Here is a 24,102-nt window from a genome sequence, read left to right on the forward strand (position 1 = left end):
AGATGGGTACATAGAATTACCCTCCTCCCATGAAAACCTGTTCTTTTGCTATTGGCTGCTTCTTAGGAATTTGCGGTATTTTTCCATCCATTGCCGACACTACGGTGCGCTATCCGTCTTCCTCTCCGTCCCATCTGGAAAAAGGGAAGCCGTTTCAACTGGTGTTTGACAAGGCCGTGGTGCCCGCTTCCGAGGTGGGAAAACCGGCGGACCCGGAACTGATGTCCTTTTCCCCGGAGAAGAAACCGGTGGAACTGGCGCTGGGCAACGGCGCAGGGACGGCCATGCCGGAAGGCGCGAAGCTGATGTTCGTTCCCCCTTCCTTGAAGTTTTCTTCCAAATGGATTACCCCCAACGTGCTGGAGTGCGTTCCGCAGGAGGAGGTTCCCTTCCGGTCCTCCTATCTATGGAAACCGGCGGAGAATGTCCGTTTTCTGGACGGTTCCCTGGTGCCGTCCGTTCCGCTGCGTCTGACGGGGCGCACGACCTGGAATTTCTTCCTGTCTTCCATGGACAGGGGCTGGCAGGGCAGTGAAGTTTACCCGTGGGAGAGTTTTTTCCTGGTGGTTCCCGACGCAGTTCCGGACAGGGGCAATCCTGCGAATGGCTTGTATCGCGACGGCAAGGGGTTCCTGATGCTTCCCGGTTATTGCTCATGGAAGGAGGCATTGGAAAAGAACCTCCGTTTTGCCGGCGTTTCAGATGAAGAGCAGTTGAAGTCCGCAGGTTTTATGAAGCGGCTCAAGGCGGGCGCCGGGGGGAACGATGCGGGGTTCCGGCTAAGGCCTGCCACGTTGAAGGAGGTGAGAGACGCCAAATCCTACCGTGTGAGAAATATTGCGGGGGAGGGAAGGTTCAGAGGCCGTCCGGACGGCATGGTTGTTCCCGGCGTGTATGTCATTCAGCCAGAAGGAATGTTCCGGTATGGCAGGAATTATTGCCTGGTCAGTTTGGATGCTTCCTTCCTGTCCTCCCGGGGAGGAGGGCAGAAAACCGGATGGGAAGAAATCAAACTGGGGGCCGTGCCCCGTTTTTCCGCCTCCGGTTATTACCATGCGTTTTCCGGGAACGGAGGCCGGTTTACTCTGGAATGGACTCTCCCTGTCCGGATTGAGGATTTGGAACGGTTCTGCCGGGACCATGTGGAGTTTTTCGTGGAGGGCGGCGGGAAGCCGATGGCTTACGGTGATCAGGAGGGAGGCTTTACGACATCCCTTGACGGAGAGGATGCGGAAACGGCCGGAAAAATAGCAATCCGCCTGGACAGGGAACGGCTGGCGGAGATGAAGCATGCCCGGTCCCAGTGGTATACGTCCCTGCCTTTTCTGGTGAGCGCAGACGAGGCCGTTTTTAAACTGCAATGGAGGCTGAAGGGCGTCCGGTCCGTGGATGATCAGGAATTGGCGCGAAAGAATGCGGAAGGTTCCGTGGAAGTGGAGCCGGAGGATCCGTGCCTGTATCTGGATGCGGGCAACAACGGCGTCATGTACGCCGGAGCCCGCAAGTTGAAAGCCTCCGTGAGCAATTTGAAGGATTTGACGGTGCGCGGCTACCGGATCAGGGACGGCCACCGGCACCAGACGCTGGCGGCCTACCGGAAGATTTATGAACGGGACCAGTCCGCGCCCCTTTCCCGTACCGTGACGGACCGCGACCAAAGACATTTTCTGCCTGCGGAGCTTCTTGCGGCGGATAAGACGGGCGCGCTGATACTGGACGTGCGCGGCAAAACGGAAGCGGCCATCAGCCTGGACGGCCTGTTTGGCGGAGCCGTGGAGCCAGGCATGTATTTCATTGAGGTGGAAGGCCGTGTCAGTGATCCGGTGCTGGAGGCGTACAGGCTGTTTGGCGTGCCGTCGGAAAACGGAGGCAGAAGGAAGTTCGATGGAAAGGAGGCATCCTACGCCGCGCAGGCCGTCGTGCAGGTGACGGATTTGGGCGTTCTGCATAAAAAGACGGCGGATACCATGTTTGCTTACGTGTATTCCCTTTCCACCGGAAAAGCGGTGGAAAAAGCGCAGGTCCAATTGCTGGATGCGAACGGCTCCGTTCTGGCTTCCGTTCCCGTGGAGCACGGTTCCGTGATTTTGCCCATGGCCGGGATGAACGGAAAGGCCGCCTATGTTCGCGTCCTGTCCGGGGTGGACAGTTACCTGAGCCCCCTGGAGGATTGGCCGGGGCAGGTGAGGATGTGGTCCTTTGGCGTGAAGACGCTGCCCTACGAATGGGAAGCCCTGGGGCTGAATCCCGCCACTACCGCGGAAACGAGGGTGTTCATGTTTTCGGACAGGAACCTGTACCGCCCGGCGGAGACCATGCATTTGAAGGGAATCGTGCGCTCCCTGCTGGACAACAGGCTGGGCCTCGCTCCCGTGGAGGAGGTCAAGCTGACGGTCAGGGACGGACGGGACCGGGAAGTAGCCGTCAAGCAGGTGAAGTTGTCCGATGTGGGAACCTTTGACCTGGATTTCACGTTTCCCGGGGAAGAGACGGGAACTTACAGCGTCCTTGCCAGCCTGCGGCTGAAAGGGGATTCCGCGGAAGAGGAAAAAGAAGGGGCAGAGGATGATTCCTCCGACGAATACGATTACAAGAAGTATTACCGGAAGGAGTTTGACAAGAATAACCGGGAGTTCCGGTATGAGGTGGAAGTAGCCGAGTTCAAGCGGAACGAGTTTGAAGTGGAGGAGAAGATTCATGAATTGAAGCCCGGCGCTCATCTCCTGAAGGCGGATGTGAAGGCCACGAATTTTACCGGCACGCCTGTTTCAGGCGGCAAGGTGAACTGGTCCCTGCGCAGTACTCCCTCCAACTTTTATCCTGCCGGATACAAGGATTACCGTTTCGGGGATTACCGTGATGACGATGGGGGCTACTGGGAGGCCTATTACGGTTATTCCAGCAGCCGTTCCTCCTCCCACATGAAGCAGCAGTCCTCCGTGCTGGACGGGGAAGGCAGGAATACCGTGGAGTTCTCCCTGGACGGGCAGTCCTTCCCGCGGGTCAGGAGGCTGTCCCTCCAGGCTTCCGTGGTAAACGGGAATGAGCAGTTGGTCAAGGTTTCCCGAGGCGCCGTCTGGAATCCGGCTTCCGTGTTTGTGGGCGTGAAGAACAGTTCTTCCATCTGCCGCCAGGGAACGCCCCTGGATTTGCGCCTGATTGCCCTGGGGCTGGACGGCAAGCCCTATGCGGGCAGCGGCCTTGATCTCAACATGACCGTGACGCGCACCGCTTTCCGTCCCGCGCGCTACGAGAGCGGAGATGCCACCACCGTGCGCAATGACGAGGTAAGGAGCACGGTGCTGGAAAAGGCCCTGACGCTTGCCCCGGCGGATTCCGCGGATGTCCGTACGGGAGGAAAAGCCGTCTCCGTTCCCACCCCGCAGGACGGTATTTACGAGGTGGCTTTTTCCGGCAGGGACGCGGAAGGACGGGAATTCCGCACTGCCGTAAAGTACTGGGTTTACGGCAGCGACGTTTCCCCGTGGGAGTACCATGACGGCCTGAAGGTGAAGATCATCCCTGACAAGCAGTTGTACAAGCCGGGAGAGACGGCCCGTCTCTTGATCCAGACGCCCATTGAGGGGGAGGTGATGGTGACGGTGGAGCGGGAAAAGGTGCTCCGGAGTTTTGCCAGAAAGCTGACGCTGGACAATCCCGTGATTGAGGTGCCTCTGGAAGAGGCGGACGCGCCGAATGTCTATATTTCCGTTTTCCTGGTGAAGGGGGCGGACCTGAGCAGCCGCAAGGTCCGCAATCCCCAGTTGAAGCTGGGATATGCCGCGCTGAAGGTTCAGCCTGTCCAGCATACCCTGAATGTAAAGGTGTTTCCCCCCGCCGGGATGTCCCGGCCCGGTTCCCCCGCCGTGGTCAGCGGCGTGGTGACGGATTATTCCGGCAGGCCGGTTCGGAATGCGGAGGTATGCCTGTTTGCGGAGGATGAAGGCACCTTACAGGTCATCGGGTACCAGACTCCCCGTCCCATCCGGTACTTCTATGCGGACCGCCCCCTGTCCGTGGGCACGTGGACGACGCTGGAACAAATTCTGGATGAAGACTGGGGTGGCCGCTCCACGGACAACAAAGGAGTTTTCATCGGCGGCGGAGATTCCTCCGACGGCTCCCGCAAAGCGCCGGAGAACCTGGATTTAAGGAAGAATTTCAACCCGTGCGCCGTGTGGCTGGCCTCCCTCCGTACGGACGGGGAGGGCCGTTTCAAGACCGAGTACAGGAATCCGGATACGCTGACCCGCTACCGGGTGATGGCGGTCGCCCTGGCGGGAGCTGCCGATTTCGGAACCGGGGAAAGCGCCTATGTGGTAAACAAGCCCGTGATGCTGGAACCCGCTCCCCCCTTTACCGCAACGGAGGGTGATTCCCTGGACATTCCGGTGACGGTCAGCCAGACGGGGGACAGGAAGGGCCCGTGGGTGGTCACGCTGAAATCCGGGACCGCTGCGGCTTCGGTGCCCCAGCCCGTCCAGACGCTGACTTTGAACGGGAACCAGCCGAAAACGCTGGTGTTCAACGTAAAATTCACGCAGCCGGGGGAAGCCCGGCTGACCTGGGAAATCCGCGCCGCAGACGGCAGCGGCACGCCTTATTCCTCCGGCGTTTATTCCTTGCTGAAGGATTCCGTGGAGCACACGTTTGAGGTGGTGCCTCCCTTCCCGGAGCTGAGGGAGCTGCGCTGCTTCTCGCTTTCCTCCGGCCGGACGCTGGATCTGCCGGGGTTGCTGGCGACTCCCTTCCTGAAAGGCACCCCCATCCGGGTGACGCTGGGCACGTCCCCCCTGCTGTATGCGGACGGCAGCGTGAATTACCTGCTGCGTTATCCGTACGGATGCCTGGAACAGCTTTCCTCCTCCACGCTGCCCTGGATTTATGAACCGCTCCTGGCCAAATATCTCCCCGGTTTCAAGGGAAAATCGCCGGAGGACCGTTCCAGGGCCCTCCGGAGCGGCGTTTACAAAATCATGAAAAACCAGCTTTCTTCCGGCGCCCTGTCCTACTGGCAGGGAGGCACGGAGGTGAGCGAGTACTGCGCGTATGCCGCTCTGGTGCTGACCCTGGCGCGGGAGCAGGGGGTTTACATTCCGGAACAGGGCCTCAACAAGCTGTACGCCTATCTGGGGCGTTCTCTGTCCGCCCGCCCGCGGGAGGGGCTCCTGGGGGCATGGGTGCTGGCCAGGGCGGGGCTCATGCCCGCGTCCCTGCTCAACCGCCTGCTGGACCATGCCGCTGAATTGAGGGCGGAAGACCGCCTGTACGTGGCTCTGGCGGCGGCCCTCTCTTCCCGTGCGGAGGCAAAGGCGCAGGCCCGGAGCCTGATGAATGTTTCCGGGGAGGAAATGAAACAGCCCCGCTGCCGTCTTCTGCTGGCGCTGGCGGAGATGGCGCAGGCCCCCGGTGACCGGGCTGTCCGGGAAAGGCTGGAACGCCTGATCGTGGACAGGACGTCCGGATCTTTCGGAGGAAGGGCCCCCTATTCCACCTGGACTTCCGGCTGGGATGTGATTCTGCTGGGGGAATACCTGGAAGGATTGCAGGAGGCGCCCCTTTCCGCCGCCTTCCGCGTGGACCGCGGCGGCCGGACGTTTGACGGGATATGCTCCGTGTCTTCCCCGTCCCGGTTCCTGACCGCGGTTGGGGAGAAGGCCGTGCTCAGCCTTCCGGAAGCGGGAACCCGGGTATACGGCATGGCGGAGGCCCGCGGACGCAGCAAAACGCAGCAGGACGGAGCCGCCGTCAACAGGGGCTTTGCCGTTTCCCGCGTTTATGAAAGGCTTTCTCCGGAAGGAACCTGGACGCCTGCGGCGGAGTTTGCCGTGGGGGACCTGGTGAGGATTACGCTGCACGTGGACAAGTCCGCTGACCCGCTGACGTATGTGGTGATGGAGGATTACCTGCCCTCCGCTTTTGAAGCCGTCAATCCGGCGCTGCTTTCCCAGATACCGGGAGGCCGGGAGAGCGAGACGGCGGATGCAGGAAACCGCTGGTTCTACTGGAGCTGGTGGGTTTCCCACCGTGAATTCCTGAAGGACCGGGTGCGCTTTTTCGCCGATTCCTGGTCGGGAGGCCGCTTTACGGCACGCTACCTGGCGAGGGTGACCAAGTCCGGCTCCGTTATCGCCCCGTCCGCCAAGGCGGAGCTGATGTACAAGCCGGAAACCTACGGATTGAGCATTCCCCAGAAACTGACCGTCTCCGCGGGGAAGTAAGTGCAGTGTTTTCATGATGCGGCGCAGATCTATGAACAGGGCGGTTTTCAAAAAGCTCCTTCAACGGAAAACCCTTCTTTGGACTGCCGGAGGGCTGGCCGCCGCGTGGCTGCTTGCATGGTATGCCGTGCCCTGGCTGGTTCCCCTGCCGGAAGGGCTGCTCCATCCGGAAGAGCGGGGCGCCGTGGTCCTGGACAGGGACGGCGGCAGAATCGCCACATTGCCGGGACCGGATTATTACCACACGGAGCCTGTCCGGCTCCGGGAGGTTCCGGACATGCTTCTTAAGGCTACGCTGGCGGCGGAAGACAAACGCTTTTTCAGCCACGGAGGGGCGGATTTCCTGGCGCTGGCCCGCGCCGCGGCGGCGAATGCCGCAGGCGGGGAGGTTGTGTCCGGAGCGTCCACCATCACCCAGCAGCTCGCCAAGAATGCCAATCCTCCCGCACGCAGGAACCTGTGGACCAAGGCCCGGGAGTTTTTTCAGGCCCGGCGCATGGAGATGAGCATGAGCAAGGAGGAAATTCTGGAGTCCTATTTCAACCTCCTGGATTACGGCAATCTGCGCCGGGGGCCCGCCGCGGCGGCGCGTTTCTACTTTGGCCGGGAGATGTCCCGCCTGTCCCTGGCGGAATGCGCCCTGCTGGCGGGGTTGCCGCAGGGGCCGTCCTTTCTGAACCCCCTCCGGCATCCGGAACGTGCGCTGGAACGGCGGAACCGCGTTCTGCGTCGCCTGGAGGAGGAAGGCATGTTCCCGGCGGACATGGTGAACAGGGCCTTGCAGGAACCCCTGTTCAGCGCCGGAACGGAAGAAGGGCGGCAGCCGGCGGCTCCCCATGTAACAGCCGCCCTGATGCACGCAGGACGGACGGGGGAGGTGCGCACGACGCTGGACGCCTCCCTGCAGCGCAGCGCGCTGGAAATCGTGAGGAGGGAGCTGGAACGCTTGAAAGGCCATCATGTGACACAGGCCGCCGTAATTGTGGTGGAAAACGCCACGGGGAACATTCTTTGCCTGGTCGGTTCCGCGGACCGGAAGCATCCGGCGGGAGGGCTGATGGACGGGACTTCCCTGCCGCGCTCCCCCGGTTCCGCCCTGAAGCCTTTCGTGTACGCCCAGGCATTTGTCCTGGGGGCCTATCCGGGAACCGTTCTTCCGGACGTTCCCACCACGTACCGGAGCGCGCACGGGCTGGAAGCGCCGCAGAATTACAACAGGGCCTACATGGGTCCCGTTTCCGTCAGGCAGGCCCTGGCCTGTTCCCAGAATATCCCGGCCATGAGGGTTCTGGATACCTTCGGCGGCCCGTCACGGCTACTGAAACTGCTGGAAAACCTGGGTATCCGGGGCATCCAGGGAGACGCCGCGCATTACGGCCTGGGCCTCGCCATCGGCAATGCGGAGGTGACCTTGCGGGATTTGACCGGGGCTTATGCGTGCCTGGCGCGCGGAGGCTCCTTCCTCCCCCTGAAGCTGGAGCAGGGTGCTTCCGTTCCGGAACGGCCCGTACTGCCTGCGGAAGCCTGCTTCATGGCGGCGGACATTCTGGCGGACCGGGAAGCCCGGATGGCGGCGTTCCATGACCGGGAGCTGATGAACCTTCCCTTCCGGTATGCGTGCAAGACGGGCACTTCCTCCGATTTCCGCGACAACTGGTGCGTGGGCTTCACCCGTGAAATCACGGTTGGCGTCTGGGTGGGCAATTTTGACGCCTCCCCCATGAAGCAGGTGGGGGGCATGGATGGAGCGGCCCCCATTTTTGCCGGGGTCATGAGGCTGGCTCACCGCAATCTTGCCCCTTCCTTCCCCGGTCCCCCTCCCGGCATGGTGCGCATCCGCATTGATTCCCGCACCGGAAAGAGGGCGGAGGGGCTGGATCTGCCGCAAGCCCATGTCCGGGAGGAATGGGCTTCCCCGGAAACGATGCCGCAGCCGGCCTCCCCGGCGGATTACGATGCCGTGGGACGGGCATATCTGGACAGCCGTTATACGGAGTGGTTTACCAGTCCTTCCTGCACGGTGGGGAATACCTTCTGCCTGCTTCCGCGGGCGTGGTCCGGGGAGGCTCCCCGCATCCTGGTTCCGGCAGACGGCTCGCGCCTGGCGCTGGATCCGGAACTGCCCGGCGGGGGACGCAGGCTCAAACTGCGCTCCAACCTGCCGGCGGGGGCGGTGTGGTCATCCCCCACCCTGACCGTCGTGCAGTATGGAGAAGAGGCCTCCGTGCTGCTGGAACCGGGAGCGCACGTCATTACCGTGCGCCATCCGGAGCTGAACCTGGAGCAGCGTTCGTCAATTACCGTCAGGGAACTGTAACAAGAAGCCGGGAGTTTTCCTCCCGTGCGCACGTGGAAAAAGCGTTCCGCTCAGTCCAGCGGCAGGATGGAGGTGACCAGCATCTTGAACCGTTCCTGCGCAATGACGGAATGAGGCACTCCGGCGGGAATCAGGAGAGTCTTGCCCTGCGGAAGGTTGACCTCTTCATTGCCCACGGTAAAATACGCCGTCCCGTCCAGAATCTGCACCAGGGCGGGGCCGGGCGTCTGGTGGGTGGGGAGGAGCTGCTCGTCGTCAAAAGCCAGGATGGTCATGTTGACGCCTTTGGAACGCACAAGGGCCAGGCTGGTGATTTGCCCTTCGCGGTATTCAATCAGGTCAGCGTAATTGAAAGGCGCCCGTTCGGGGATATGCTGAATTGCTGTCATGCAGGTTGGACACACTCATTTCCCCTTCCCGTTTCCGCCATGACAGGCTTCCGGGAAAAAGGTCCGCTCCAGACCCGGGAGCGGACCTTGGCATTCAGCATTCATATGGTGCTTACTTACGGGTTCAACGTCCTGAGTTCATAGGCGTGGGGTCGGGTTCACAAGTAAACAGCAACCATTTTATACATGAAAAGTACAATTTGCTTCAAGAAAATTTTGGTGAAAAAATACAGATTTGATTCTGCTGCAAGGAGAACCGGATTTAACGCCCGCATGTGGCCGTTCCCGCCTGCGGGCGTGTGCCGTCAGCGGTTCCGCCGCCTGCGGCCGGGCGTGCGCTTCTCCTTTCTGCCTGGGGAGGCTGTCTTTTCCGGCTGCCGCCGTTCCTCCCGTGAGGCGATGGTAAAATCCGCCCACTGCTGTTCCCGGTCCACTTTCACGGGAATGACGGGAATGCGCAGCCCTGCGCACAGCACGGAGCCGTGGTCGCTCTTCCAGCGGTTGGCGAATGCCTCGTACACCCAGCGGCCGCCGGGAAGCTTGTCCGGCTTGATCAGCCCCTTGATCTGGAGGCGCGGGATTTCCAGCAGCACGCCGAAGTGGCGCGTTTCCGTAATCAGGGCCTCGTGCACTTCCGGATGGTCCGCATAGCACTGGCCTTCCAGCCATTCGAAAAGCTTCATCCGGTTGGCGTCCTTTTCCGCACTGGCGGAAGTGCGCTCCGTCTCTGAAATGTGTTCCGCGTCCTCCTCCAGCCTGCCTACGCTGCCGGCGCCTTTGGCCCCCTTGGGGGGATTGGCCAGCAGGGGATTCAGGGAGCGGTGAACCACCAGGTCCGCGTAACGGCGGATGGGGCTGGTGAAGTGGCAGTAATTGGCGGTGGCCAGGCCGTAATGGCCCAGGGGCTCCGTGTCGTACCTGGCCCGCATCAGGCTTTTCAGGAGCGCCAGCTTGAGCAATTGCTCGTCCGGGGAACCCTTGATGGACTTCATCAGCTCATTAAGGTACTGGCGCTGGCCGATGTCGTGGACGGGGTGCCCGTACAGTTTGCACAACTGGCCGAATTCAAAGAGCTTGGCGGAATCCGGTTCTTCATGGACACGGTAGATGGTGGGGCGGTTCCTGTTTTTCAGCGTCAGGGCCACGGCCTCGTTGGCGGCCAGCATGCACTCCTCAATGAGCTGGTGGCTCTCATCGTACTCTTCCGTGATGATGTCCGTCACGTGGCCGTCCTTGTCCATGACGGCGCGCACTTCCGGGAAGTCCAGGTCCAGGGCTCCCTTGGCGTAGCGGTTGCGGCGCAGGATGGAGGCCAGCTTCCAGGCTTCACGGACCATGGAGGAAACTTCCCCCTTGTCATGCCCTTTCAGCATGGTGAAGGCCTCCTGGTAGGTCAGGCGCGCCTTGCTGCGGATGAAGGCGTCCGCGAAGCGGGCGTGGAGCATCTTCCCCTTTTTATCAAACTTCATTTCGCATACCTTCGTCAGGCGCACGACGTCCGGCCGCAGGCTGCACAAATCATCGGAAAGGCGGGGAGGCAGCATCGGAAGGACGCGGTCCGGCAGGTAGGTGGAGTTGCCGCGGCGCAGGGCTTCCTCATCCAGCGCGCCGCCGGGCTTCACAAAATGGGAGACATCCGCGATGTGGACGGCCAGCGTCCAGCCGGATGGAGTGGCCGTGATGGAGATGGCGTCGTCAAAATCCCTGGCGCTTGCCGGGTCAATGGTGATGACGGTGCGGTCCGTCCAGTCCTCCCGGCGGCCCAGTTCCGCGGAAGAAGGGTTTTTCCGGAAAGATTCCACCTCCTGAAGCACGGAGGCGGGGAATTCCACGGGCAGGTCATACTTTCTGATGACGGCTTCCATGTCCACGTGGGGATCGTCCGGGTAGCCGAGCACCTCCACGATTTTCCCGCGCGGGGCCTTCTTTTCTTCCCCGCGGGACACGGGTTCCACGGAAACCAGTTGGCCGGGAAGCACCTCCATGGCGGGTTTTTCCACCAGTTCAATGTATTCCGGAGAGCCTACGCCGTCCCCGAGCACGCGGCCCAGCTTGTTCTTTCCGGCGCGGAAAACGCCCAGCCAGCGGGAGCGCGCGCGTTCCGTCACTTCCTCCACGCGGGCTTTCATGCCGGTATCCGGAGAAGAAAAGCGGTCCCTGCGGACGTTTCTCCGGCCCTTGGCCGCCTTGCGTTCCACGCGCACGGCCACGCGGTCCCCGTCCAGGGCGGTTCCCAGGTGGTTGGGCTTGAGCTCCAGCTCCGGAATGGCCTCCAGATCCCACCCCAGGTCCGCCGCGGCGGGATCCCCCTTTTTGGGGAGAAAAAGAATCTTGCCGGAGCGCAGAATGCGGATCATGCCGTGCACCAGGTTCCGGCGTTCCCGTTTCAGGGCGTATCTCCCCTTTTGCAGCCGCACGAGCCTGCCTTCCTCCTCCAGCTGGTCCACAATGGCGCGGAAGTCCTGCTTCTGCCGGGAATCCACGTTCAGGGCGCGGGCCAGTTCTGATTTGCTCTGGGGTTCGTAATGTCCGTCTTCCATGTGACGGACCAGGCGGTCTTTAAGGGAATTATTCATCTTGCGGAAGTTCCGGGAAAGGAGTCTTCCATTCCCATTGATGCCATCATAAGGCGGTTTTTGCGCCGCTTCAAGGCGCGGGCGGTGCATTCTTTGTCCGCCTTTCTCCTTGCCAGGCCCGGGCTTGCGTTATCTGGGCCGGAGCGTGCCTTCCGTGGTGCCGAGCTGTTCCGCGACGTCCAGTTCCCGGATGAGCCGGGCCGCAGTGCAGGAGCCGTCCAGCAATTCCCGGTAGCGGGATACCAGAAGGCGTGCTTTTTCCGGAGAATCGTCCAGCAGTTCTACGCGGAAGCGGGAAAGGCCCTGATGGCGGAAGCCCCGGAAAAAGCCGGCTCCCGTCTGCGCGCGGCCGTTGAACAGGGTGTTCCGGCACCCGGCGTCCGCCAGCAGGGGATGGAGCTGCCCCACGCGGTCCCGCAGCTGCACGTGGTACCGTTCACAGGGGCGGCCGCAGTTCTTATAGCTGGAGCCGTCCGACAGGAAGGTGCAGAACACGCAGTGCTCCATGTGGAACATGGGCATGTGCTGGTGCAGAGTCAGTTCAAACCATTCCGGCGGCGCGGCGCGGAGCAGGTCCTCCACCTGTCCGGCGTTCAGGTCATAGGAAATGGTGAGATAATCCAGGTTCCCCCGTTCCTTCAGGATGGCCGCGCTGTACGGATTGGCGACATTCAGGGAAAAATCCCCGATGCGGTGCAGGGGGGAATGGCGGAAGTACTGCGCCGCGCCCAGGTTGCGGATGAGGACGCCGTCCGGCTCCGCCCGTTCCATGAGCTTGAAGTAACCGGTTTCCGACGGCTTCTGGATGCGGGGCGTCGCCAGAAAGACGGGGATGCTTTTCGTGTGCCGCCGGACCGCTTCCACTCCCGCCGCATAGTCCCGGAGGTCTTCAAAGTCCAGATAGACGGCGTCCGCTCCGGCATCCAGAACGGAAAGTATCTGTTCCGGCCTGCGGCACAGCACGGACAGGTGAGGCGGCGCGTCCGGCGTTGCCGCACCCGCCGGAAGCGCGGGAAGGACGAAAGGTTCCGGAAGACGGGAGGGAACGGAGATTTCTTTTTCCTGACGGGCCGTTTGAATTTGTTCCACGAGGGCGCGCCTTGTCTGGTTGAGGATGCTGAGCGGGAGCATCAGGCCCTCCGGCAGGCAGCATTCGCAGGAAGCCAGGCGGAACCCCGTTCCTCCCAGCCTGCCGAGCTGCTGTTCCAGAACTTCAGGAGTCAGTGGGCGTTTTTCCGCCGTTTGCAGGGGCTGTGCGGACTGCACGGAACACCCGTATTCCGGGCAGGAAACCGTCAGAGGCTCCCCGGCGGATCCGGTGCATGCCAAATGGAGGGGAAGGACGGCCTCCGGCAGGTGCTCCCGCATTTTTTTCAGCTCGGCGTTCAGGGCCGGATCATCCGTTTTCCAGAGCTTCTGCCCCGGCCTGACCTTGCTCCAGTCAATGCCGGAGGCTTTTCCGTGGAAGAAAAGGCGGTTTCTCTGCACTTTCCAGATGCGGCCGCCCTGTTCTTCATTGCGGTCCTCCCCGGCGTCAATGACGAAGCCGTCGCCGGGAGCGAGCGGAACGTTCCCTTCCGGCCTGATGTCCAGCCAGCCCTGGCCGCTGTCCACAATGGCGCCTGCATAGGCGCCGCGCTTCTTGCCGTGGCGGCCGTGGGTCAGGCGCGGGTGGTCCGTGCCGTCCAGCCAGCCGGTGGAAAAGCCGCGTGAAAATACCATTTGCAGTGCATAACGGTCGCGTGCGGTCACCAATTCATCCACGGGTATTCCGGCGCAGGCGGCGTCCAGGGCCTTTCTGTAGGCCGCCGTTACCGCCGCAACGTATTCCGGGCTTTTCAGCCGCCCCTCTATCTTGTAGCTCTTCACGCCCATGCGGACCAGGTCCGGAATGCGGTCAAGGGCGCACAGATCCTGCGGGCTGAGCAGATAGCGCCTTTCTCCCAGCGGAACGGCCTTGCCGTCCACGACCAGGGTATAGGGCAGGCGGCAGGCCTGTGCGCATTCTCCGCGGTTGGCGCTGCGCTGGCCCAGGCTTTCCGACGTGAGGCACTGGCCGGAGTAAGCCACGCAGAGCGCCCCGTGCACAAACACCTCCAGGGGAATATCCGTATGGCGTATGCATTGCCCGATTTCCTCCAGGCTCAATTCCCGCGCCAGCACGGCCTGCTTCAAGTCCAGGAAACCGGCGGCGAATTCCAGGCCGTCCGGGGAGGAAAGCGTCATCTGGGTGGAGGCGTGCAGCTCCAGCTTCATGGCGGGATCCTGCCTTCCCCACTCTGTCAGGCAGCGGGCAAGCCCGATATCCTGCACGATCACGCCGTCCACGCCGGCGGCATTCAAATGGCCCAGGTAGGTGAGGGCGTCCGCCAGCTCGGAGGTGAAAAGGAGCGTGTTCATCGTCACGTATCCCCTCACGCCGTGCGCGTGGAGGAAGCGCATCAGTTCCGGCAGGGAATCCAGCGTAAAATTATTCGCGCGCAAGCGGGCGTTGAAACGGTCCAGGCCAAAATAAATGGCGTCTGCGCCATTGGCTACGGCGGCGCGGGCGCAGTCCATGTCCCCGGCGGGAGTCAGCAATTCGGGGCGCAGGTCTCCGGGCCGGAGGGAGGAAAGGGTCATGTCGTCGGAAATCACGGGGAAAAACAAAAAGGATGGAGGGGTTACTGGGCGGTGCAGCGTTTTTCCGCATGGCGGAGCAGCGCTTTCAAATCCCCCAGAAGGAACAGGGAGCCTGCCGCCAGGGCCGGAAGCGGGGAGGCCAGGGCCGCATGCAGCCCGTCCGGAAGGGTGGAATGGATAAAGACGGGGCCGGTTTCCAGTCCGGCCAGCAGGACGGCCAATTCTTCCGCCGGCATGATGCGGGGGGAAGTGCAGGGAACCAGGTGCCATTCTCCGGTGATTTCCCGCAAAACGGGGATCATCTCCCGGATGTGCTTGTCTGCGGATGCGGCAAAAACCAGAGCCGCCTTCCGCCCGGGGAATTCCTCCTTCCATGTGGCCGCGAGCACGCGCGCCGCATGTTCGTTATGGGCGCCGTCCAGCACCAGCGGTGGCGTTTCAAGGCGTTCAAACCTTCCGGGCCACTGCACCTTTGCCAGGGCAGCGGCGGCTGCGGAAGGGGAGGGGAGGGCGTGGAGCTGCCTCATGGTTTCCAGCGCCAGGGCGGCATTTTCCCGCTGATGGGCTCCGGGCAGGGATGGCCGGGGCGTTTCCCCGTCCGCCCGGGCGACCGTAAGGGGGGAACGGCGGTTCCGTGCCGTCTGTTCAATGACGGCCATGGCTTCCGGGCTCTGCACGGCGGTCACGGCCGGTTTGCCGGGGGAGATGATGGCCGCCTTTTCCGCGGCGATCTCTTCCAGGGTGTCTCCCAGGTACTGCTGGTGGTCCAGGCCGATGGGGGCCAGCACGGCGATGTCCTTGGGCACGGCGTTGGTGGCGTCCAGCCTGCCGCCCAGGCCCGTTTCCAGAATGATGAAGTTCACGCCGCTTTTGCGGAAGTGGCGCAGGGCGACGGCAAGCGCCAGCTCAAAAAAGGTGGGCGGCTGTTCCCAGCCTTCCGCCAGTTGTTTCAGGAAGAAAATTTCTTCCGCCAGCGCCTCCGGGGGAATCATATTCCCGTTCACGCGGATGCGTTCGGAAAACTCCACCAGATGGGGGGAGGTGAACAGGCCGGTCACATACCCCTGTGCCCTGGCCAGGGCCTCAATCATGGCGCAGGTGGAGCCTTTCCCGTTGGTGCCAGCCACGTGGACCACTGTGGCATCCGTCCGGTCCGCATCGGCTGCCGCCAGCAGCTTCCCGGTATTGTCAAGCCCCAGCTTGATCCCGAAGAATTGGGTGGAAAAAAGCCAGTCAAGGGCGGCGGACACGTTCATGGGCGGTATTCTACCACGGGAAGGCTCCCGTTCAATCCCGGTATGGAAGGGGGCGTCAATAAAATACCGCCGGGAACGGACGCGGCAAACACGAACAAGCTACCGTTGCTACCTCTCGGTCCTGGCGGGGTTTGCCAGTCGTGCCTCCACGGGGTTCCCGGCGGCCCAGACAGTAAACTAGGTTTGCGGTGCAGTGTCAACCTTCAAAGGCATCATCTCCTTCTGGTAAAGGAGAGCAAAATGGAGATTAGCAGAACCACGCCGATGACGGCGGCGGCCGTGAAGAAAATCTCTTCCTCCTGCCTGAGCTGGCTGCGCTCCCCTTCAATTTTCCCGTCCCTGATGCGCTGCAGCCCGTGCAGGACCTTGGCCTGCTCCTCCACGTCCGCCTCCGTCCGCATGACAAGCGTTTCCTCATGGCTGACGGCCTGGTCGTAAGGGGCGATCATGGTGCGGAACTCGGGGTCTTCCGAAAGGATTTCCGTCTCATCATACTCTTCCGCCAGGGGGGAGTTCATGGCATCCCGGAGACTGGCGATCTGTCTGTCCACCTTGTTCTGGAACAGGGCCAGCTCCCTTTTGGCCTTCTCGTAGGCCGCCGTCTGGTCACTCAGCATGGCTTCCCCCTTGCGGGTGATGCGGTCCAGCTCCTGCGGCAGGCTGGCCTGGAGCTTGAGCAGGTCCGCCCGACTCTCCGTCACCTTGAAATCCTTGCTCTTCGTATTGGACGCCTCCGCGCGCTGGATGCGGTTGATGTCCAGCCGGGTTTCCACCTGGCGTATTTGTTCCTGGAGCCGGTTCCGGGCGTTGTCCAACTGCTGCCTGGTGGTGTCCCGCTTGCCTTTGAGCTCCTCCACGTCCGCGACGCGGCGGTCATATTGTTCCAGGAGATTGGCTATCCGGGCTTCCGCGCTCCGGGCATTGGGCCTTCCCTTCACGGCGGGCACGGACTTTTTCCCGGCGTTTGCCTGGTCGATCTTCTCCATCTGGGCATCCCAATACTTGCGGATGGCCTCTTCCTTCCTCTGGATGGCCGCCTGGAGGCGTGCCGCCTGCTGTTCGTGAAGTTCCGCCGCCTCGTCAAAACGGGCCTGGGCCGCATCCAGCTCCGGATAAGGCTCCTGCTCCATGGCTTTGATGGCTTCATGCCTGGGCACGAGGCCGGTTTGGTAATAATCCCAGCCGTAATAGCCGCCGGCGAGCAACAGGATAAGAAGAAGGTAACGCATAAATTGAAGGTGGTTAGAGGCAGAAGTTTATCTCATAGTGGAAGTTCCGCCGGATTTTGCAAACCTTAAAATCAGCCATCCGGAGCTTTTTTCCTCCGGGACGGGAATGATGATAAATCCGCGGCACGGGAGGCGTAATCTTCCTTGAAGCCATACTTTCAAATCATGTCTATTTTTTCATCACGCAGACAATTTCTCAAATCCCTGGGGCTCGCGGCCGGAGCGGCTGCCGCCGGAAACGTTCTCCCCGGGCAGGCCCTGGAAATCCCTGCCGGGGACAGCCTCTGGAAATCCGGCGCCCAGGCGTCTCCGCGGCCTTCCGGCTCCATGTACATGGGGGGCTTCAAGGCTCCCGGGCTGGCCCGCATCAGGCTTGCCTTCATCGGCGTGGGCGGCCGCGGCTTTTCCCATCTGGCTCAAATGTGCGTGATGGACGGGGTGGAAATCGTGGGCGTATGTGATTTGAAGGAAGACCTGGCCAAGCGCGGCGTGGACCGCGTGCTTTCCAAGATGGGGAAAAGCCCGCTGAGTTATTCCGGCGGGGACACGGAATACCTGACCATGCTGAAGGAGCTGAAACCGGACGCTGTCATCATCAGCACGGACTGGAGTACCCATGCCGGAATCGCCTGCGACAGCATGAAGCACGGCGCGCACGCCTTTGTGGAAGTTCCGCTGGCCGTCTCCCTGGAAGAACTCTGGAATCTGGTGGACACCAGCGAGGCCACCCGGAAGCACTGCATGATGATGGAAAACGTCAACTACGGCCGGGACGAGCTTATGTTCCTGAACATGGTCCGGCAGGGGGTCATCGGCGATCTGCTCCACGGGGAGGCCGCATATATCCACTGCCTGGTGACGCAGTTGGGGGACACGCGCGGGGAAGGGGCCTGGCGGCCTGAATACCATACCCGGATCAACGGCAACCTGTACCCCACCCATGGACTGGGCCCCGTGGCGCAGTACATGAACCTGGCGCGCGGAGAAGACCATTTCAGCCGGGTGGCTGCGTTCGCCTCCCCTGCGCTCGGGCGCAATGCCTACGCCAAAAAACACCTTCCCGCGGACCACCGCTGGAACAATACCCCCTTCATCTGCGGGGACATGAACACGGCCATCGTCAAGACGCAACTGGGGCGCACTATTGTCGTCCAACTGGATGAAACGTCCCCCCGGCCCTATTCCCGCGCCAACCTGATCCAGGGAACCGAAGGCACCCTGGCCGGCTTCCCGACCCGCGTGGCGGGTGAAAAGCTGGGCAACGGCAACTATCACGAATGGATTGAAGGCCGGGAGAAGCTGGCCGCCATTTACGAGAAATACGACCATCCGCTCTGGAAACGCATCGGGAATCTGGCTACGAAAATGGGCGGCCACGGCGGCATGGACTTCGTGATGCTTTCCCGCATCGTGGAATGCCTCCGGAACGGAGAGCCGATGGACCAGAATATTTACGAAGGAGCCGCCTGGTCTTCCCTGCTGCCGTTGACGGCTCATTCCATCGCGCAGGGCGGCATGCCCGTGGAGTTCCCGGACTTTACCCGCGGAGACTGGAAAACCACCGCGCCGCTGGCCGTGGTTTCCTGAGAAGGAAGATAGCAGAAGACGCTGGAAAAGCAGATGTACAGGGTTTGACTCGCAGGCATCATGGAAATGATGCCTGCGAGTCGCATTCCTGAAAAAACAAAACTACGGCTTATCAGAAAATACAGGCTCTATATTTAACAAGCCAGCGCGCGGAGTCATTCCAGTAAAAAATCCCTCACGATGGAAATAGAAAGGGATTAAAATGAAAACCGGGGCCAGACGGCATTTATCTTATTTTCCGGTTTTTTCCGTCGTCCCCCGTTCCAGTTTTTCCATGAGTTCCTTTTCACTCATGGGGTGGTGATTATTCTTCAATTCCTTTATTTTCTCGCGCGTCTGCCTGTCTTTTGATTTGCCTAATTTCTTATACGCATCAGTCATGTCGAAATAGACCAGCTTAAGATTGTTTACCTTGTTTTCGTCCTCATCATTCGTCAAGCTGACGGTAAGGATGTAGCGGCCTCCAATCATGGTGAATCCTTCACCCAGAACACGGTAACCGTCGTAATGTTTTCTGAGGTATTCATCTCGCGCCGATTCCAGCATGCTGTAATCCTTGACCCCTTTAAGATCAAGCACGGCGGGATTTTTATAGGAACCGGCAGGAAACTGGACGGCCCCGGCGGCCTGTTTTTGTGCTTCGTCCGCTCCAAATGATGGATTGATGGCCAGCATGGCGCTGCATCCTATGGTCAAAATGGTTATTTTTAATAATATTTTCATCTTCATTTCCCTATGTTATTGTTAATGTGTATGGTTATTGTGTTACCGCCATTATTTGCTGCATCCGTTGTCTCTGCATAATTCCATTCTTCTGGAAAGGGCTTTTTGGTGTAAAAGAAGAATCGCCTTTTCTTTTGCTCTCTCATTCCAGGGCAGGTCTTCCGAGACATCCACGACAACAGTGGCACCCTGATCCAGATTCACGATCTCTGAAACAGTGGAGCCGTCCTTGTGAGTGTAAGTTGCCATGGCAGTCGCATGAACCTTGAATTTCATTGATTTTCCCTTAACCGGTTCAACCAGCTCTGCTGTCGGCTCTGAAATATTTATGAGCTCATAGCCGCATTTTGCTTGTTTGGCATGTGCCGCTCCAACGAGGATGCCCAAAACAAGCGAAAAACAGCACAATATTTTTGGAATCATCATCATATTATCACCTATGAAATTGAAATGATAAATTGTCAATGAAAATTGATAATCCCGGTAGATGTTTTGCCGTTATTCCATCGTAAAGGAATTGGGTGGTAAAAATATTTTTCTAATTCATAATAAATAAATTATAAGCTTTACTGCTAGATAAGGCATTCCTGGAAGCTCGCGAATCAGTTTCCCCGGTGCAACTTTGCATGGCTAATATGGGTGAGACACAATGGACGCGGAATGCACGGTGAAAGATTTCGTCATGGGATTGTTCCAAGGCTGCCGCAAACAGGTGGAATGCCGTGATGGTGTACGCCCCTGTTTTTATGATTTCCGGCAAATTCTCCGGCATGGGCGGCCGGATGCCAAAAACAGGGCTCATCAAGAAAACCGGATTTTCTGACTTTCCCTCGTCAGAGAGGAAAAAATGCGTGTTAATGCATTTTTCTGTTCCCTTTCTTATCTCCCCGTTGAATTGATTTTCATCAACCGCTCCTTCAGGAGATGAAATTGGTTCAGCTCTTGCAAAGAACGTCCTTAAGTTCTTCTGCGCTCATGTTCATGAGCCACTGTTCCGGGCCGCCGGAGAACAGGTCGTCCGCCATGCGGCGCTTTTCCGTCAGCATGGCGTCAATGCGGTCCTCAATGGTGCCGCGGCAGATCAGGCGGTGCACCAGCACGTTCCGGTGCTGGCCGATGCGGTAGGCCCGGTCCGTCGCCTGGTTTTCCACGGCGGGGTTCCACCAGCGGTCCACATGGATGACGTGGGAGGCCTGGGTCAGAGTCAGTCCGGTCCCGGCGGCCTTCAGGGACAGGATGCAGAAGGGAGGCCCGGATTCCTTCTGGAAGGCGGTGACGATGCCCTGGCGTTCCGGAATGGGCGTGCCTCCGTGCAGGGTAAGCCCGGAACGGCCGAAGACCCCGGAAAGCAAGTCGTGCAGATGGGGAATGATGGAACGGAACTGCGTGAAGAGGATGGCTTTTTCCTGCCGGGCGGCGATGGAGGCGCACAATTCCTGAAGACGCAGGAACTTTCCGGAGCGTTCCGGGGCGTAGTCGTCCGTGCCCTGGAACTGCGCCGGATGGTTGCAGATTTGCTTGAGGCGCGCCAGGACGGGCAGGATCAGCATGAGGCGGGCGGCCGGGTCCGGTTCGTCCAGCATGGCGTGCAGCGTATCTATCTGCGTCTGGTACAGGGCGGCCTGTTCCGGCGTGAGGGGGCAGTAGGCGGGTATTTCCGTCTTGTCCGGCAGGTCGGGGACCAGGGCCGGATCCGTCTTCATCCTGCGCAGGATGAAAGGGCGCACCAGGCGGCGCAGCGGGGCATAGCCTCGTTCCAGGGAGCGGGTGAAGGCTTCAAAGCTTTTTCTGCCGCCAAGCAGGCCCGGATTCAGGAATTCCATCAGGCTCCATAATTCATTCAGGTTGTTTTCCACCGGCGTGCCGGACAGGGCGGCGCGCCTCTCCCCGTGCAGGGAGCGGATGGCGCGGGAACGTGCGGAACCTGCGTTTTTAATGGCCTGGGCTTCATCCAGAATGATGGCCGGGAAATGCAGCCCGGCCAGCGCAGGCGTGCGCGCGGCCATGCCGTAGGTAGTAATGACGGCGTGGCAGCCTTCCCGGCGCGGGATTTCCTCCGGCTGCCATGAATCCGGGGCGGAGGGGTGCATGATGCGCAGGGCGAGCTCCGGCGCGAAGCGTTCCGCTTCCTCCTTCCAGTTGGACAGGAGGGACGCCGGGGCCACGATCAGGGCCGGGAGGCCTTCCAGCCGGCCTTCCCTCCGCAGCGCATCCAGCCATGCGATGGCCTGAAGGGTTTTCCCCAGCCCCATGTCGTCCGCCAGGCAGGCGCCGAAGCCCCGTTCCGTAACCCGGTACAGGAAGGAAAAGCCCTCTTTCTGGTAAGGGCGCATCAGTGCGTTCAACCGGGGCGCAAGCTCCGGCACGGAGACGGGAACCTCACCCGCCAGGATATCCAGAGCCTGCCGGAGATCCCGGCCCGGTTCCATCACGCAGTCTTCATCCGGTTCCGGGAGCTGCGCAAGCTGGTCGGAAGGGCCGTTGACCAGCAGCCTCAGCCCCTGAACCAGGGGAATGCCCAGGGAACTCATCATGCGCGCCGCCTTGGTCCACCGGTCCATCAGGTCCCGGACTTTTTGAGCGTCCACGCGCACCCATTCCCCCTTGAAGCGTATCAGGCCGTCTCCGTTGCTGAGCAGTTCCTCCAGTTCCTCCGGGGCCAGGTCCCTGCCTCCCAGCGTGGCGGCTACGGAAAACCGCAGCAGGCTGTGGACGGAAAGCCCGGAGGAATGAGCCGTTTTTTCACTGCCGGGAGCGTCCGCCGTGACTTTTACCTGTAATTTGGGAGGGGATTTTCTCCACAGGTTCACCATGCGCACGATGATGCCTGCATGTTCATAGGCTGGCGTGTCCTGTAAAAAGTCCCGGGCTTCCGCAGCGCTCCAGGCCAGCGGGGCGTAAATCTTTCCATTGTCCAGCAGTCGCTGCAGCAGGGAGCTTTCCCGTGCCGCTTCCTTCAAGGGCTGGAGCACGGCCAGCAGGGCAGTGTAGTTCCCTTCATGAAGTTTCAGGGCGGTGGAAAGGGGAAGGTGGCGCACCTGGTTGTCCGCCGCGCTTTGATGCGCAAAGGTAGCCATGAAGGCAAAGGGCCGGGAGCCCGTGGCGTCATCCCGGTTTTCCGCAAGGTGGAAGAATACCTTCCCAATCTGGTTCCAGGGGGCGCCCAGCCCGTTCAGCCACGCGGCGGGAGTGATGCCGCGGGTGCCGACTTCCTTTTTCACCAGCCTCCGGAAATCCTCAAGCCATCCGGCGATGACGCCCGGAGTGACGTATTCCGCCCCCGGCACGGGAGGGAACTGTTCCGCCAGGGCCGCTCTTTCCGCCGTGGAGGCCAGCAGGTGGTCCAGGACGGTGTCCACCTCATCCGGCCTTTCCGCGGCGGCGTGCGCCATGCGGGTGAGCGCCTGGCGCGCCATGTTCTTGATAAAAAAGGCGCCCGGGTCAGGCGCGGTTTCCCAGTTGGAGACCGCGAGGGCATATAATCCGTTTCCGGCCCCCTCTTCAAACAGGCGGTCGAAGGGGGGAGTGTCCGTCACCGGCGCTCCGGATGGAAGGATGCGGAAACCGCTGAAGTTCCGTTCCTCTTCCGGCGCTGCGTGATGGGATTCCGGCTGCATGGCTGGAAGGAATGTAGCATGGCCGCCCAGCTTGTTCAATCCATCCCGCCGCCCTGCGGCATGCGGTTCCCGTGCCGCTTACAGGGCGAACGTCGTATCTTTGATGATGGGCAGTTTGGGCGGCGGCGGATTGAAAAGCTCCTTGATTTGTTTCAGATATTCGATCAGGGCTGAACGGACGCTTATTCCCGTCGGTTTGCCGTTTCCCTTTTGAGGGAATTTGAAATTGTTGCACAGGTAGTCGCCCATCGCGACAGTGTAAATGACGCCGTTTTTCAAGGTGCTGGTGATGCTTGGCGTAACGCCGTCCATAATCTGGTAGGAGAAACCGGAGCAGTAAACTTCCAGAATGCCTCCTTCGTCATCGGACGGGGACATGAATTTGGACAGAATCAGTTGTTCAATGTCCGCCATTGCTCATGGAGCAGGTGACGACCTTTTCCCGGAAGGGCTCCATTTCATAAATATCCTTGATCTTAATGGGGCCCTTGCAGAGATGGCTTCTGGCCCGTACGCCGCCGCGGTTGTAAATGGCAATGTCCGAATGGGAGGCCTGCTGGATGGCTTTGCAGAAAAAGGTGCCTACGGTGACGTGCGTGATATCCTCCCCGGCGACGCCCACCTGCTGGTTGAAGAACGGGTTTCCGGTGAACTGCTGGACAATCTTCTCTACTTCCGGGTCGCTGGGAATCCTTTCGTCCAGGGAAACGGCCTTCGTGGACTTGGAAAGGATGGAGGCGGGTTTTTCCGTGGAGAAGGTGATTTCCGTAACGCCTGCATGGCTCAGTCTGTGGCCTGTGTGGCTGAGCAGCGTTCCGGTTCTGAGATGGCCGTGCGGAAGCATCACATGAGTATGGCCACCCAGAATGACGTCGATATTCGGAGAATACTTCATCATTTTCAGATCGTGGTCGTATTCCAGGTGGCTGAGGATGACATTGATGGTGTTATGGTGCAGGCGGAACCTGTCCGTGATGCCCTTGTAATCCTCTTCATCCGGCAGTTTCCATGAAATGCCGCTCATCCTGCGGACGTCCGTGGTCTGCAGGTCCACCAGGCCGATGAACCCTATGGAAATCGGCGTGCCCTTGATGGGGATGCTGGCATACGGGGAAAAACAATTTTCCAGCGTGGGGGAGGGATTGACGTTGGTAACGACAAACTTGGTGCCGGGCATCCCCTTAATGTGGTCCCGCAGGGCTTCCTGCCCGTAATCCAGGTCATGGTTCCCGATGGTCACGATGTCGTACTTAAGCTTGTTCATCAGGACAGTCAGGGGTTCGCCCCGTTTTTCCCAGTCGTCCACATAGGGGTTGCCCATGAAATAATCTCCGGAATCCACCAGCAGCACGTGCGGGTACTTGGCGCGGTACTGTTTTACCAGCGTGGCCAGTTTGGGGAATTTTTCCAGATTGCCGTGCATATCGCTGGTGGAAATGATGATCAGCGTTTTGTGGGGATCCGATTTGAGCTTCTGAGCCAGGGTGAACGGGCACAGGCATGCCAGGCCGGCAAGGAGAATGCGGGGCGGAATCATGGATGGAGAAAGTAGAGATACGGGAAAT

Annotated in this window: 14 protein-coding genes and 1 other RNA gene; 4 read left to right on the top strand and 11 right to left on the bottom strand. The window is 60.4% G+C overall.

The features are described 5' to 3' along the window. Positions 1–29: 29 nt before the first annotated feature. On the top strand, positions 30–6,221 hold the full coding sequence (locus J5W70_RS05310; protein WP_215832965.1) for an alpha-2-macroglobulin family protein: 6,192 nt from the start codon (positions 30–32) through the stop codon (positions 6,219–6,221). 31 nt (positions 6,222–6,252) lie between these two features. Further along, a complete protein-coding gene (gene pbpC, locus J5W70_RS05315) occupies positions 6,253–8,538 on the top strand; it encodes a penicillin-binding protein 1C (RefSeq protein WP_180973657.1) in 2,286 nt (761 codons plus the stop codon). 50 nt (positions 8,539–8,588) lie between these two features. Here pbpC and J5W70_RS05320 read toward each other — a convergent pair whose 3' ends face one another. From J5W70_RS05320 to J5W70_RS05345, 6 genes are all read right to left on the bottom strand, one after another. Then, positions 8,589–8,927, bottom strand: a complete 339-nt coding sequence (locus J5W70_RS05320) for a cupin domain-containing protein (protein WP_022396859.1) — start codon at positions 8,925–8,927, stop codon at positions 8,589–8,591. Positions 8,928–9,232: 305 nt separating this feature from the next. Beyond that, positions 9,233–11,503 carry a ribonuclease R family protein gene (locus J5W70_RS05325; RefSeq protein ID WP_022396860.1) on the bottom strand — a complete coding sequence of 757 codons (2,271 nt, stop codon included), beginning with the start codon at positions 11,501–11,503 and terminating at the stop codon, positions 9,233–9,235. Between the two features lie 129 nt (positions 11,504–11,632). Next, positions 11,633–14,140 (bottom strand): U32 family peptidase, encoded by a 2,508-nt coding sequence (locus tag J5W70_RS05330; protein WP_215832966.1) that lies wholly within the window; start codon positions 14,138–14,140, stop codon positions 11,633–11,635. Positions 14,141–14,166: 26 nt separating this feature from the next. Further along, entirely contained in the window at positions 14,167–15,381 is a 1,215-nt protein-coding gene (locus J5W70_RS05335; RefSeq protein WP_022396862.1) for a bifunctional folylpolyglutamate synthase/dihydrofolate synthase, read from the bottom strand. A 66-nt stretch (positions 15,382–15,447) separates the two neighbouring features. After that, positions 15,448–15,542, bottom strand: an RNA gene (gene ffs / locus J5W70_RS05340) — signal recognition particle sRNA small type. 51 nt (positions 15,543–15,593) lie between these two features. Beyond that, positions 15,594–16,610 carry a hypothetical protein gene (locus J5W70_RS05345; RefSeq protein ID WP_022396863.1) on the bottom strand — a complete coding sequence of 339 codons (1,017 nt, stop codon included), beginning with the start codon at positions 16,608–16,610 and terminating at the stop codon, positions 15,594–15,596. A 165-nt stretch (positions 16,611–16,775) separates the two neighbouring features. Here J5W70_RS05345 and J5W70_RS05350 point away from each other — a divergent pair, with 165 nt between their 5' ends. Continuing rightward, positions 16,776–18,197: a Gfo/Idh/MocA family protein gene (locus J5W70_RS05350; RefSeq protein ID WP_022396864.1), complete on the top strand. Its 1,422-nt coding sequence runs from the start codon at positions 16,776–16,778 to the stop codon at positions 18,195–18,197. Positions 18,198–18,428: 231 nt separating this feature from the next. Here the strand turns inward: J5W70_RS05350 and J5W70_RS05355 are convergent, their stop codons facing one another. Both J5W70_RS05355 and J5W70_RS05360 read right to left on the bottom strand, forming a co-directional pair. Then, on the bottom strand, positions 18,429–18,926 hold the full coding sequence (locus J5W70_RS05355; protein ID WP_215832967.1) for a hypothetical protein: 498 nt from the start codon (positions 18,924–18,926) through the stop codon (positions 18,429–18,431). Between the two features lie 45 nt (positions 18,927–18,971). Then, positions 18,972–19,349, bottom strand: coding sequence for a hypothetical protein (locus tag J5W70_RS05360; RefSeq protein ID WP_022396867.1), 378 nt, complete (start codon positions 19,347–19,349; stop codon positions 18,972–18,974). 293 nt (positions 19,350–19,642) lie between these two features. On the opposite strand from J5W70_RS05360, the gene J5W70_RS05365 reads away from it, so the two are divergent. Further along, on the top strand, positions 19,643–19,819 hold the full coding sequence (locus J5W70_RS05365) for a hypothetical protein (RefSeq protein ID WP_180973025.1): 177 nt from the start codon (positions 19,643–19,645) through the stop codon (positions 19,817–19,819). 36 nt (positions 19,820–19,855) lie between these two features. Here J5W70_RS05365 and J5W70_RS05370 read toward each other — a convergent pair whose 3' ends face one another. The 3 genes from J5W70_RS05370 to J5W70_RS05380 form a co-directional block, all read right to left on the bottom strand. Further along, complete coding sequence (locus tag J5W70_RS05370; protein WP_022396868.1) at positions 19,856–22,537, bottom strand: DEAD/DEAH box helicase; 2,682 nt, start codon at positions 22,535–22,537, stop codon at positions 19,856–19,858. A gap of 78 nt (positions 22,538–22,615) precedes the next feature. Beyond that, positions 22,616–22,951, bottom strand: coding sequence for a hypothetical protein (locus tag J5W70_RS05375; protein ID WP_215841942.1), 336 nt, complete (start codon positions 22,949–22,951; stop codon positions 22,616–22,618). Continuing rightward, positions 22,938–24,074, bottom strand: coding sequence for a bifunctional metallophosphatase/5'-nucleotidase (locus tag J5W70_RS05380; protein WP_215841943.1), 1,137 nt, complete (start codon positions 24,072–24,074; stop codon positions 22,938–22,940). The genes J5W70_RS05375 and J5W70_RS05380 overlap by 14 nt, the downstream gene beginning before the upstream one ends. Between the last annotated feature and the right edge of the window lie 28 nt (positions 24,075–24,102).

It is taken from the genome of Akkermansia massiliensis, from assembly GCF_018847375.1.
Classification (GTDB): Bacteria; Verrucomicrobiota; Verrucomicrobiia; order Verrucomicrobiales; family Akkermansiaceae; genus Akkermansia; species Akkermansia massiliensis.